The sequence below is a fragment of the Labilibaculum euxinicum genome, assembly GCF_963678175.1.
Lineage (GTDB): Bacteria > Bacteroidota > Bacteroidia > Bacteroidales > Marinifilaceae > Labilibaculum > Labilibaculum euxinus.
In genome coordinates this window covers 2,893,797-2,906,101 of record NZ_OY782756.1, presented here as the reverse complement: position 1 = coordinate 2,906,101, position 12,305 = coordinate 2,893,797, and the positions used below count along the sequence as shown (strand labels likewise).

Below are 12,305 nucleotides of genomic sequence, written 5' to 3'. Positions count from 1 at the left end.
CCTGCGTAGATGTTGGAGCTAAGACTCCTAAAAAAAAGGGGCGTAGCCCATGTATCTTCGTAGAAAAAGAATAAATTAAAAGAAAAAAAAGGGCGTAGCCCTGACATCTTAAAAAACAAATATGGCAAAATACAGTTTCAGGGGCGTAGCCCATGCATCTTCGTAGAAAATGAATAATGACAAGAAAAAAAGGGCGTAGCCCTGACATCTTAAAAAACAAATATGGCTAATACATACACCCAATTATATACCCAATTCGTTTTTTCGGTTAAAGGGCGTGAAAACCTAATCAAAGAACGGTTCAGGGATGAATTAGAAAAAGTAATCTGTGGCATTGTTACCAACCAAAAATGTAAAACCTATGCCATCTATTGCAATCCCGATCATACACACATTTTTATTGGAATGCATCCAACTATTTCCCCATCAAAATTAATGGAGCAGGTAAAATCGGGTTCTTCCAAATGGTTGAACGAAAAAAAATACATCCCCGGAAAATTTTCCTGGCAAGATGGTTTTGGGGCTTTTACCTATTCTAAATCACATATCGATAATGTGGTAAAATATGTATTGAACCAACCGGAACACCATAAAAAACAATCATTTAAAGAAGAATATTTATTGTTGTTGGAAAAATTCGACGTGAATTACGAGCCTAAATATTTATTTGAATGGTACGATTAGAGAAGATTACAGGGCTAACGCCCCTATTGGATTGGTGAGACTATCGGCTACGAAGATATTAGGGCTACGCCCCTGTTTATCTCTGTGCACATAAAAATCCTATGAAGATGTTGGAGCTAAGGCTCCTAAAAAAAATGGTGCGGAAACTGTCTGCGGCAAAGACATCAGGGCTACGCCCCTGTTTATCTCTGTGCACATGAAAATCCTACGTAGATGTTGGAGCTAAGGCTCCTAAAAAAAATGATGCGGAAACTATCTGCTGCGAAGACATCAGGGCTGCGCCCTTGCTTTATCTCTGACATACTGCACCGCCTCAATGATATCTCTATCCAAGCTCTGTTGCAATCAACATTAAATTCCTCCCTCCAAACAATAAGGTTTTGCTCTTCAATATTCCACTTACATCCCGATATTACAGTCTTACATCGAAAAAATTATGCTTATCTGCGTCCATCATTTTATATTTATTGTTTTAACATCAAATATCTATTCAACTAACATTAATAAAGGACAATGAAAATGAATTTTAAACAAGTAGGAAAAGGATTGCTTGTTGCAGCCTTTACTACTACAATGTGTTTGCAGACAACGGCACAGGTGAATTACAAAAGCAGAGAAGAAATTCCGGAAAAGTACAAATGGAATTTCTCTGATATTTATGAAAACTGGGATGCCTGGGAAGCTGATTTTAAGGCAATTTCGGTTGACATGGAGGAAATTCTATCCTGTAAAGGAACGCTTGGCGAAAGTTCTGACAACTTGCTAAAGTTAATGACTGCGCAAGAGAACCTGATGAAAAAAGCTTACAAAGTTTATCAGTTTGTTTCGTTCCAAAGCACTGTTGATACACGTAATATGGATTTACAGGCAAAACTGCAGAAAGTTGGACTTTTGTTTGCCGGTTTCGGACCTGTAACAGCCTGGATTTCGCCTGAAATGATTGCAATTCCGGAAGCTACCATGAAACAATGGCTTGCTGAAAACAAAGAATTGGACGTTTACAAATTCGAATTGATGGATATGTATCGTTTACAAAAACATGTTTTGAGTGAAGAATTGGGAAAACTGGTATCCTATTACTCTCAGGTATCAGAAACTGCAGGATCGGTATTTGAAGCTTTATCGACCGCTGATATCGAATTTCAGGAAGTGGAACTGTCGGATGGTTCGAAAGTGACTGTAACACCGGGAATGTACTCTCAAATTACTACCAACAACAAAAATCAAGCTGACCGTAGAAAGGCTTACGAAGCAATTTACGATGTATACTACAAGAATAAAAACACCTACGCCGCTGTTTACAACGGAATTATTCAATCGGAATGGGCAAATGCACGGGCCAGAAATTACGAATCGTGTCTGGATGCTTCACTGGAAGGCAACAACATTCCGAAAGATGTGTATTTGAACCTGATTAAAACGGTAAAAGAAAATACGGCACCTGTTCAGAAATATTACAAACTTCGTAAAAAAGTATTGGGTCTGGAAAAATACTATGGTTTCGACGGTTCAATCAGTTTGGTTGATTTCGACAAGAAATACCCATACGATGAAGCTGTTAAAATCGTTACTGAATCAGTTTTGCCTTTGGGGAAAGAATATCAGAAAAAATTAAAAACAGCAACTGCCAGCGGTTGGCTGGATGTTTATGAGAATCCCGGCAAACGTTCCGGAGCATTTTCGGCCGGAGTTTACGGCGTGCATCCTTACATGCTGTTAAATTACGATGAAACGCTTGAGTATGTTTTCACCTTGGCTCATGAGTTGGGACATACCATGCACACGACTTTATCGAACGAAACACAGCCGTTCACCACTTCGAATTATACAATATTTGTGGCTGAGGTTGCCTCTACTTTTAACGAACGCCTGTTACTGGATCATATGATGGAAACAACAAAAGATCCTAAGGAACGCATTGCTTTACTGACTCAGTCTATTGAAGGAATTATCGGTACCTTTTTTGCACAAACCATGTTTGCTGATTACGAATATCAGGTTCATACTATGGTAGAACAGGGACAACCTGTTAACGCAGAAATACTAACAAATACCTGGGGCGAAATTGCTGATCAGTATTACGGCGATGTTACTGAGAAAACACAGTATTCAAACTATCCATGGACAAGAATTCCTCACTTTTACAACTCTCCTTACTATGTGTACCAGTATGCAACCTGCTTTGCATCGTCGGCTAAATTGTACAAAGATGTAACCGAGGGAAGCAAAACTGAGAAACAGGAAGCCTTGAAAAGATACATCACTCTTTTACAATCGGGTGGTAACGATTTTCCAATGGAACAATTGAAAAAAGCCGGTGTTGATTTATCGAAACCGGAAGCGATGCTGGCCGTAATCAATCAATTGGACAAACTGGTTGATCAATTGGCTGTTGAGATTGAAAAGATTAAGAATTAAATTTGTTTCGAAATAAATTTACAAAGGCAGTTCCGCTTGGAACTGCCTTTTTTTTTGAGGCGAATACTTCTCTAAGCCAAGCTGTTTTCTTCCAATATTTTATACAATTTCCCATTCCTCAACACCGCCTTCAATTGCTCTGAAAAGCGGATGTGTCTCGATACTGGTTTCTTCTGCTAATTTTAAATATCTCTCTGCATCGCGCTGTTCCAGTTTCTTTAGCAGATGATTCCTTTCAAACTCTATTTGTCCGTTTGTTACAGGCAAAGCTGCAGGTTCATTATACAAATCGAACTTGTCTTTATTAAACTGATAGCCACGCCTGCACGATTCTTCGTAAACAGCTTCCAGATATTGATTGATACAATGAAGCGGCTTGCCGGAATTTTTAAACCGCAGTAACTGCGGATGATTTTTATAGCCTTTTGTTTTGCCTTCCAAAACATTTTTAGCCAGCAGTGTTTCTCTCCAGAGCGCAAGCAATCCTTTTGTATCGAGATATTTAGGGTGTACCGACCAGATTCTCATAATAGGGATGTTATTTGTTGGCAATTAAGAAACTGCTTGTTTTATTGTGTTTTCTATAGTCCAAACAGTTTCATTTTCAAAAGAATGAGAGCGAAATTCACAATTAGAGATGGAACAATTCCTGCACAATTCGCTGTTGCAGGCATCCGTATGAATGGTGAAATCAATTGGATAAGGATAATGTTCTGAGATCTTTTGTGTTACAGAATCCCCTTCCTTATGGGCATCAGCAATATTCATATACCAAGGCAGTGTCAAATCGCAATCAATATGATATCTGTCTCCGTATTTCAGTAATTTCAGATTGCTTACATCAATCCAGTTTTCATTCCTGTTTTCCCACAGAATTTTACTGATATCTTTCAACAAATTAAAATCGGCTTCATCCATTAAATTCGATGTGGTCTCTTTTAGAATTTTGTAACCGGTATAGATAATGATCGAGCCAAACAGCATGGCAATAACACTATCGAGCCAAGCTTCTTTTGTCAGCCACAAAAAACCCAAACCAACAACCAATCCTATGGTAGAATAAGTATCCGATTGTAAATGTTTTCCCCCGGCAACCAAAGCAATTGAATTGTGTTTTTCCCCGGTTTTAATGCTGAAGTAACCCAATATGTAATTTAGTAATCCGGCCAGGGCAACAATCAGTATCCCAACATCCAATTGCTCTAGTTCACGCGGATTGAACAAACGTTTCACTGCCTCAAAAATAATAACCAGACCTGCCAATACAATCAATATTCCTTCAATTGAAGCCGATATTGATTCAATTTTACCATGTCCAAAAGGATGATCAATATCACGTGGTTTTAAGGCAAAACTTATGCTGTAAAGACTGATAAAACCAGTCATTACATTTACGGTACTTTCCAGGGCATCCGTTAAAATTCCAACAGAATTGGTTAAGAAATAGGCTCCCGTTTTTGCAGCAAAAATCAGAACAGAAAAAAGTACAATTCTCCGTTGAACAACCAATTTTATTCTTTTATCATTTTCGCGCATATTTAAATTTATGGAATATATCGCATTTGTCCCATAAATAAAGTAGCTTTTAGAAGGTATATACACAGTTATTTACAAATAACTGCCCGGTAAAAAGTATTTCTGATTGCCGCAAAAAAATAAAACCTTCGCCCAATCAGACGAAGGTTTTTGTTGAATTAGTAAATTTTATAAGACGGTAAAAAAATCAAACCAAATCAAAACGGTCAAGATTCATTACTTTGTTCCATGCCGCCACAAAATCTGCAACGAATTTTTCCTGAGCATCCGAACTTCCATAAACCTCAGCAAGTGCCCTAAGCTCAGAGTTCGAACCAAAAACAAGATCTGCACGGGTTGCTGTCCATTTTATTTTGCCGGTTTTTCGGTCGCGGCCATCAAATTTTTCTTTGTCCTCTGATGCCGGCATCCATGCTGTACTCATATCCAAAAGATTTACAAAAAAATCGTTGGTGAGCACTTCCGGACGTTTTGTGAAAACACCATGTCCGGAATTGTCAAAATTTGTATTCAATACACGCATACCGCCAATCAGCACAGTCATTTCAGGAGCTGTTAATGTTAACAATTGTGCTTTGTCAATCAACAGTTCTTCTGTGGAAACTTTGTATTTTGTTTTTAAATAGTTACGGAAACCATCAGCTGCAGGCTCCAGTACTTTGAAAGATTCCAAATCGGTTTGTTCCAAAGAAGCATCCATACGTCCAGGAGTAAAAGGAACACTTACACTACTGCCGGCGTCTTTTGCCGCTTTCTCAACTCCAGCACATCCAGCCAACACAATCAGGTCGGCAAGAGATACCTTTTTTTCACTCTTTTGAGCCTTATTGAATTCCTTTTGAATCTCTTCCAGTTTTCCTAAAACCTTTGTCAGTTGAGCCGGATTGTTGGCAGTCCAATCCTTTTGCGGAGCAAAGCGGATACGGCCGCCATTGGCACCTCCGCGCTTGTCGGAACCGCGAAATGTTGAAGCCGAAGCCCACGCCGTTGAAACCAATTGCGAAACAGTAAGTCCCGATTGTAAAACTTTCGTTTTTAATCCGGCAATGTCTTTCCCGTCAATCAAAGGATGATTGGCGGCCGGAATCGGATCCTGCCAAATAAGTTCTTCTGCCGGCACTTCATTCCCTAAATAGCGCAAACGCGGCCCCATATCCCGATGTGTGAGCTTGAACCAAGCCCTGGCAAATGCATCGGCAAACTCAAGAGGATGCTCATAGAAACGTCTTGAAATTTTTTCGTAGACAGGATCGAAACGCAAAGAAAGGTCGGTAGTAAGCATGGTGGGAGCATGTTTTTTAGACGCATCGTGAGCATCAGGCATTAGATCACCTGCATTTTTAGCGACCCACTGTTTTGCTCCTGCCGGACTTGTTGTTAGTTCCCATTCGAAGTTAAACAGATTTTCGAAAAAGTAATAACTCCACTTCACAGGCGTTTGTGTCCAGATCACTTCCAAACCACTTGAGATTGTGTCGCCGGCTTTTCCTGCGCCAAAATTACTTTTCCAACCCAGACCCTGTTCTTCAATGGCAGCAGCTTCGGGTTCAGCCCCTACAAGAGCAGCATCTCCTGCTCCATGGCATTTTCCAAATGTATGCCCGCCTGCAATCAGGGCAACGGTTTCTTCATCATTCATTGCCATACGGGCAAAAGTATCACGAATGTCTTTGGCCGCAGCAAGCGGATCGGCGTTTCCATCCGGTCCTTCCGGATTTACATAGATTAATCCCATTTGAATGGCCGCAAGCGGATTATCTGTTTCCTCTGTGTCCAGTTTACGTTCATCATTATCCAGCCATTCGGTTTCCGACCCCCAGTACACATCTTCTTCAGGTTCCCATACATCTTCACGTCCGCCTGCAAATCCGAAGGTTTTGAACCCCATCGATTCCAAAGCTGCATTCCCTGCGAGTATCATAAGATCGGCCCATGAGATTTTTTTGCCGTATTTCTGTTTGACCGGCCAAAGTAATCTGCGTGCTTTATCCAGATTCACATTATCGGGCCAGCTGTTTAGGGGTGCAAAACGCTGCTGTCCGCTTCCTGCTCCTCCACGTCCATCACCTGTACGGTAGGTGCCTGCACTGTGCCACGCCATGCGTACAAAGAATGGTCCGTAATGTCCAAAATCTGCCGGCCACCAATCCTGCGAGTCAGTCATTAACTCATACAGGTCATTTTTTATTGCTTTTAAATCAAGGCTTTTAAATTCTTTGGCGTAGTTAAACTCTTCGCCCATTGGGTTTGATTTTGCAGCGTGCTGCCTAAGAATACTGAGCTTTAGCTGATTTGGCCACCAATCACGGTTTTTTGTGCCGCCAACACCAAAACTGTGTTTTCCGCTTGCACCGGTTACCGGACATTTACTTATATTTCCTGAATCATTTTCCATACTAATTTATTTTAAGTGAAATTTTACTACTTATTAAATGTTCCTTTTACCTGAAGGACTATATCTTCTATTTTAAAACCCGGAAGATTCTTTTTTTCAAAATAATTCTGAAGCAGCTCATCCAGTTCTTCATCAACATAGTCTTTTATCACATCCGATTCCATGCAATATAAATGATGATGGCTTTTCATGACTCCATCGTAACGCATGATGTCATTTTCTGTTTTCACTTTCTTCACCAATCGATTGTCAACCAAAGCACCTAAAACTTTATATACTGTGCCTGTGGCAATGTTGGGGTGCATTTTTTTTATATAGTCAATTATATTCTCCGCAGTCGGATGATTTTTTAGATTATATATTGCTTCCAGAATTGCCATTCTTTGTGGGGTTACTTTTAAACCTTTTTCTGTCAACTTATTTTTAATATCTTCTGAACTCATTTTACATTTTTAATATCTAAATGAGAATTATTCTCTTTTAGGAATTACTAACTTACAACTTTTTTTTCTTTTCACGAATTTTATTTTCAGGTAATAATCGATGGATTGCTCATCAGAATGAACACTAAGAAGGAAATGGCCGGTACGCAGTAATCAATAAACGTTTCGCATAGGCTTTGTTGAATTTATTGAAAGTTAATTTAAGGACTGATCATCTGTCATCTAAACAAAAAAAAGGGAGGCAAAACATATAATAATGTTCTCCTCCCTACTACTAAACTTATGAAAAATATTTTTCTGCTAATTGTCAATTGCGCTTTATGCAAACAGTATCATTTATTTTATCTGAGAACTGTCAATTTCGGTTCCCGATAATTTAATCTGGTAGGGCCATTGCTCCTCCTTACTATCATCATCCGATGCTCCCCATTTAAAAACAACCGGCCAATGTTCAGTAGGTGCACCACTTACAACCAACCACAAGTATTCGGTATTTTCGGGCACTGTAAAAGATACTGTATCAGCTGCAGATTTAAATACATCTCCGTAAACACGACTGCCATCTTTCAGCGAAGCCAGAAATCCGTACCGCCACCCGGCTTTATCAGTTTTAACTGTACTATAACCTTTGGCACCTGCAATTCCATTAAAATTCAGAACCACTTTTGTTCCCATTTTAGGAACGTTCAACTTGATTCCATTGTATCCGTAATTCTGAGGACAATTCGATGCTGCAATTTGATACCATCCATTTCCTATATCATTCAAAACGGTATAATGTTGATTGGCATATTGTTTTGCCACTTTCTCGATTCGCTTCATATCCCAAGTGATGAATTTTCGTGAAGCATCAAACATCTCATCATTAAACTGATCCTGAGTCAATGAATTCATCCTTTTATAGGTTGCAACAGGATCTTCACCGTTTTTGGTTGCACGGCACAAATCTCCAAAAAACTCTTTTCCATGCTTATCCGACCAATATTCCAACACATATGGTGAATGATACATGTTTGCCGGATGGAGAAATGCATAATGTGTTCCCTTCATAAAATCTACCAAATGATAATTCTCAAAAGTCATCCATTCCGGATACACCTGCCATAACATGTACTGCGCAGACATCTCAATAATCGGTCCTGTAGGCCCCGTTCCGCTGTCGGCACAGGAAATGTATTGAAAACTATGACCCATTTCGTGAGCTAATGCTCCATACGGTGCACGGTTAATTCTTGTTGCAGGAGTCCATAAAACACCCACTTTATCCTCTTCTCCACCACCAAATGCAGTTCCCTCTTTGCCTCCGAATACAAACATGAGTAACTTGTATTTATCAGACAATGATTTGCCTTTCTGCACGATCTTGAGATCATTTACATAATAATTGTAAAACCGTTCACATTCCTTAAGAGCTTCATTCGCATCAAAACGTTTTGTTTCATCAGCATTGGTCATCGGATCATCTCCAAATTCCTTATCCCAGAAAAGGGCTATATTCTCTGATTGTATCATTCGTTTGTAACAATACTTACTGGTATCGCTGTTGTAGTCATTACTATCGGGCACAAAATAAATTTTTGCAGGCAGATATAATTCCTTTTCGGCAGCAGTCTGTTTCGATCCCATATTGCTCTTGTTGGCACAAGATGCTGCGAATACAGTCAACAAAACTATTCCTGAAATTTTTACGAAATTTGGATGTATCATTCTTATCAATTAAATCGTTATCAATACTTTCACTTAAAAAATTCCACGCATCCAAGCGAAATATTACTTAATTCGAGCCGCAAAACCGCCTCCTTTGACCATTTTTACAGTCAGTTTCGACTGATTGCTTACTGATTTTTCGATTCTTTGATAATCTTCCGCAAATCGATTTGCATTCAGACCATCCTGCATGATAATTGCTTTTTTTGATCCTGAAGAAAGAAATGATAAATCAATGGTAAATTCTCTTTCGGTCTCATTATCATTCATTGCTCCAATAAACCATTGATCTCCTTTTCGACGGGCTATCACAAAATATTCTCCGACTTTTGCTTCCAAAACTTTTAGTTCATCCCATGTATTGGGTACACTGGCTAAAAAATCTGTTGATTCCTGTTCTCTTTCGTAATTGGAAGGACTGTCGGCAAGCATCTGAATTCCGCTTTCGTAGGCAATAAAAAGTGCCAGTTGATGACAACGTGTACCCTGACTGCCCGGACGGTAAAAGTTGAATTTAAATTCTTTGGAGTTAAAATTACGCATCGCTCCCGGAGTAAAGTCCATCGGGCCGCATACCATTCTGGTAAACGGAAGTGTTAGCATGTGTTCGGGAGTTACGTTGGCTGACCATTTACAATGTTCATTTCCCTGAACCCCTTCGTAAGAAACTACATTTGGGTACGCCCGGTGCAATCCATTGGGTTTAAAGGCTCCGTGAAAATCAACCAACAACTCATTTTGCGCAGCTTCTTTGGCCACTTTTTCATAGTAATTCACCATCCATTGATCGGCTCTGTTCATGAAATCAACCTTAATTCCTGCAATCCCCCACTCTTTGTATTTCCTGAGTACGAAAAATTGATCCTCAATGGCTCTCCAGCTGGCCCACAATATCAACTTTACATTCTTTTCTTTCCCGTAACGAATTAACTCAAACAGATCCAATTTTGGATTTGGTTTCGTGATATCTGTAGTTGACACCGACCAACCTTCATCTAAAATAACGTATTCCAAACCGTTGCGACCTGCAAAATCGATAAAATACTTGTAAGTATCTGTGTTTAAGCCAGCCTTAAAATCAACGCCGTACAAATTGGAAGCATTCCACCAGTCCCAGGCAACTCTACCTGGTTTTATCCATGAGGTATCCTCTATTTTATTCTCCGGTGCAAGCAAATAAACCAAATTTGATTCCATTAGCTGTGCATCTTTTTCTGAGATGACCATTAAACGCCAGGGAAAGCTTCTCTTGCCTGTTGTTTTTGCAATGTAATCGGCTCCCTTTACAATCTCACTTCCGCGATCGCCAATCAATTTCGTTTCTAACGGATAAGAAGGGAAAGTTGCGCTTAGCGTATTTACGCCTGTTTTCTTTAGAAACATGTGTGGATAATCTGAAACATCCGCCTCAGTCATCAACATTTTATATCCTTTTGAATGTTCAATCAGCAACGGTAAGAAAGTATTTTTGGAAGTCGAAAAATCATTTATTTTCACTTTTTGATAATCCGGTTCATAACTGCCTGCATATCCATCCAATGGAGAAGCCCACATTTTATAGTTATCTGCAAATTCAATTTTTGCTGTCTCATTTACTTCAACATCGCCCTTGCTGTTTGTAACATAGCGGTAAGCCACACCATCATCAAAAGCGCGGAATTCGATGGTTAATTTATTTTTAAATTCCAGATTTAACTGATTGTAATTATTTCTGACACTACTTTCTTTTAAAGCAACCACAGGAGTTTCCAGCTTATCCTGATTTGTGTATGATGTTTTCTTCAGTTTTGCATTTTTGCATAAATCTATATCATTAAAAGATAAACCGATATCTGATCGTTCAACAAATATCTGATCGTTCAACGAAACAGAATAATGAATGCCATTGGAAACATCAACACTTACAATTATTTTTCCATTGGGGGACTTCAGTTTGTGTTGTGCACTAAGAAAGGTGTAGCTTCCAAGAAATAAAAACAATACAATAATTAGTTTTTTCATTTGTTAATCATTTTAAGTTTTTGTCAGATGGAACTCTCAAATTACACTCATGCACCTGTGTGTAATAATTTTTATAGGGTCGTTTCATCTGTTTGGATTAGTATACCCAAAGTTGCATATTTAACACATAATAACACCAATACATATGTAAAAAAAAGATGCACATATGTGCATCTTCTGTTTAATTGAATGTTTTAGTAAATTACGATTAGCCACCAACAGTGGCACTTATGCCTTTTTCGGCGAAAATGGATTGAGCTAATTGTACCATTTCATCTGAGGGAGTTGCCAGTTCCTCTGCTTTGTAAGCCGAACCCAGTTTTTGATGTTTTCCCTTTGCTATATCATGATAAAGCAACAGGTTCACTTCTTTTCGTTCCCATGGGATTGACGATAGAAACGCCGCTTCATTTCTCAGAGTTTGTTCGTCAGCGTTCACCCCATCGATAAAGGGGATGCGAATGATAAAATCCTTACCTATTTCTGCCAACCGCTTTATATTTTTAAGAATTTGCTCATTGGGAACTCCGGTATACTTTCGGTGTACATCAGAATCCCAGGCTTTCAAATCAACCAAAAATAATTCAGTTCGTTTGGCCACATCAAGAACAACATCCGTATTCGCAAATAATGTAGTGTCTACTACCCGATGAATGTCCTTTTTACCACATTGATCGAGAAGTTCAATCAGTTTTTGAAAATGCATCAAGGGTTCTCCGCCTGAAAAAGTCACTCCACCTTGGGAATGATCAAAGAAAACGGTCTCCCTTTCAATAATTTTCATCAAATCAGCCGTACTGTATTCACGCCCCGACATTTCGATGGCCTTTGTTGGACAAACCTCAGCACATTTCCCGCAAAGATTACACAATTCAACATCTGTTTCAATCCCATTTCTGGTTAAAGTCAGCGCATTATTCGGACAAACCTCTGTACATTTTACAGCTCCGATACATTTCGAAGCTGTATACATCTTCTGCGCGTAATCCAAAATACTTTCCGGATTATGACACCAAACGCAGGACAAAGGGCAGCCTTTAAAGAAAATAGTTACCCGAATGCCGGGTCCATCGTTAATAGCGTATCTTTTAATATCGAAAATCAGTCCTTTTCCCATTTAA

The 12,305-nt window shown here is 39.2% G+C and carries 9 protein-coding genes; 2 read left to right on the top strand and 7 right to left on the bottom strand.

What is annotated here, in order from left to right; genetic code table 11:
- Nucleotides 1-222: 222 nt before the first annotated feature.
- Nucleotides 223-684 (top strand): IS200/IS605 family transposase, encoded by a 462-nt coding sequence (gene tnpA, locus ACY0M5_RS11565; protein ID WP_461629221.1) that lies wholly within the window; start codon nt 223-225, stop codon nt 682-684.
- A gap of 519 nt (nt 685-1,203) precedes the next feature.
- Nucleotides 1,204-3,102, top strand: a complete 1,899-nt coding sequence (gene pepF, locus ACY0M5_RS11560) for an oligoendopeptidase F (RefSeq protein WP_461629220.1) — start codon at nt 1,204-1,206, stop codon at nt 3,100-3,102.
- 99 nt (nt 3,103-3,201) lie between these two features.
- On the opposite strand, the gene ACY0M5_RS11555 is transcribed toward pepF, so the two are convergent.
- From ACY0M5_RS11555 to ACY0M5_RS11525, 7 genes are all read right to left on the bottom strand, one after another.
- Nucleotides 3,202-3,630 carry a pyrimidine dimer DNA glycosylase/endonuclease V gene (locus ACY0M5_RS11555; protein WP_124991488.1) on the bottom strand — a complete coding sequence of 143 codons (429 nt, stop codon included), beginning with the start codon at nt 3,628-3,630 and terminating at the stop codon, nt 3,202-3,204.
- Nucleotides 3,631-3,654: 24 nt separating this feature from the next.
- On the bottom strand, nt 3,655-4,638 hold the full coding sequence (locus tag ACY0M5_RS11550; RefSeq protein WP_124991487.1) for a cation diffusion facilitator family transporter: 984 nt from the start codon (nt 4,636-4,638) through the stop codon (nt 3,655-3,657).
- A 187-nt stretch (nt 4,639-4,825) separates the two neighbouring features.
- Nucleotides 4,826-7,033 carry a catalase/peroxidase HPI gene (katG, locus tag ACY0M5_RS11545; RefSeq protein WP_461629219.1) on the bottom strand — a complete coding sequence of 736 codons (2,208 nt, stop codon included), beginning with the start codon at nt 7,031-7,033 and terminating at the stop codon, nt 4,826-4,828.
- Nucleotides 7,034-7,059: 26 nt separating this feature from the next.
- Nucleotides 7,060-7,476: a Fur family transcriptional regulator gene (locus tag ACY0M5_RS11540; protein ID WP_124991485.1), complete on the bottom strand. Its 417-nt coding sequence runs from the start codon at nt 7,474-7,476 to the stop codon at nt 7,060-7,062.
- A 336-nt stretch (nt 7,477-7,812) separates the two neighbouring features.
- Entirely contained in the window at nt 7,813-9,183 is a 1,371-nt protein-coding gene (locus ACY0M5_RS11535) for a DUF6055 domain-containing protein (protein WP_461629218.1), read from the bottom strand.
- 63 nt (nt 9,184-9,246) lie between these two features.
- Complete coding sequence (locus tag ACY0M5_RS11530; protein WP_461629217.1) at nt 9,247-11,184, bottom strand: glycoside hydrolase family 97 protein; 1,938 nt, start codon at nt 11,182-11,184, stop codon at nt 9,247-9,249.
- Between the two features lie 208 nt (nt 11,185-11,392).
- Nucleotides 11,393-12,301: a glycyl-radical enzyme activating protein gene (locus ACY0M5_RS11525; RefSeq protein ID WP_461629216.1), complete on the bottom strand. Its 909-nt coding sequence runs from the start codon at nt 12,299-12,301 to the stop codon at nt 11,393-11,395.
- Between the last annotated feature and the right edge of the window lie 4 nt (nt 12,302-12,305).